Source organism: Rossellomorea arthrocnemi (assembly GCF_904424705.1).
Classification (GTDB): Bacteria; Bacillota; Bacilli; order Bacillales; family Bacillaceae_B; genus Rossellomorea; species Rossellomorea arthrocnemi.
On the sequence record NZ_CAJGBF010000050.1, the window covers coordinates 1 to 1471 of the forward strand.

At 37.9% G+C, this 1471-nt stretch carries 1 pseudogene; it reads right to left on the minus strand.

Annotated elements, in window-relative coordinates:
• Positions 1–37 precede the first annotated feature (37 nt).
• Positions 38–1406: pseudogene (locus BAA9072_RS23860) on the minus strand (IS3 family transposase).
• Positions 1407–1471 lie beyond the last annotated feature (65 nt).

The window sequence follows — 1471 nt, forward strand, 5'->3', positions numbered from 1 at the left end:
TAATGTGTACCCTTTGTAAAGGACAATTAAAAAAAGCCTAGGCAGCTTGTTGAAGGTGATCCCTGTATTGTGCAGGGGTCATCTTATTTAAATTCCATTGATATCTGTAATGATTGTAGTAAATGATATATTGTTTGATCTCCATCTTTACCTCTTCTAATGTCGCACATTCTTTTATATACGTTTCGTCCTTTAAATGACCAAAGAACGATTCTTGAGGGGCGTTATCCCAACAGTTTCCCCGTCTTGACATTGATTGAAGTAAACCTAATTTCTTTACCATTCGCTGAAAATCCGGGTGTGTATAATGGACCCCTTGATCTGAATGGATTAATGCGTCTTTCGCTTTCTTAAACTTTCTATTCTTCTTTAACTTTTGAAGGGTGTCTGTAGCTATGTCCAGGGTGATTCGATCGGAAACATGATGTGCCAGGACCTCGCCTGTTGACCCATCCTTGATCGTCGATAAATAAGCCCTCAAATTCTTTCCGTAGGTCAGATAGGTGATATCTGTCATGAGTACTTTTCCTGGAATTCCTTGATTAAACTCACGACTCAATAAATTGGGCACCACCGAGTGTTCATGTGTTGCTTTCATCATTCGTTTATAAGGGTTCGCCTTTCTAATCGGGCATACAATTTTATATTTTTTCATGATTCGACGTATGCGTTTAAGATTGTAGACAACGTTAAACTGACCCACCAAAGTCATTTTGATTTGACGGGCACCTTTTTTACGGCGTTTATAATGAAAGGCCTTCAATACAATCTCTTTAACTTCTTCGTCACACTTATCTTTTTGTTTCCTTCTTTCTTGAGATTCAGGGGAGAAGTAATTATAGTAGCCACTCCTTGAAACCCCAACTACATCACAAAGATAGGTTATCATGTTCGTTAGTTTATACTTCTCAATCACTGAGCGAATAAGAACATATTTTTGACTTGGAGGCAGTGTTATTTTTTCAGCCCCCTTTCCGCGAAACGAATCTTTTTTAGAAGTTCATTCTCAGCTTTTAACAGATGAAGTTGCGCCTGTAAGCGTGTATTTTTCTCTTCAAGGGACAGTTCTGTCTCCCTTGGACGACCTGAATGACCAGATCTAGTATCACCTAGTCCAGTAACGCCATTCTTTTTATACGCAGCTTGCCATCTCTTACTGGCCGCTCGGATTCTAGTCATGCCAATAACCTCTGTATCAAATCCACACTCTTCAAAGATATGTCTTGCGAATTTTCCTTTCTCTTTTTCCGCAATGACAATTCTCTTAAAGTCTTCCGTATACGTAATTCCTTTGGGGCTTACATTTTTCACGTAAGGATTTGATGATAACTGCTTTACTTCTTTATCTGTAAATGTCTTTTTACTCATAATTTTCCCCAGTTTCTACATTGTTGTCTATTTGTCATTATACAAAAAAGTACCCTATAGGTAGACTTTTTTTGATTGTCTACTCTATAGGGTACATTTTAAA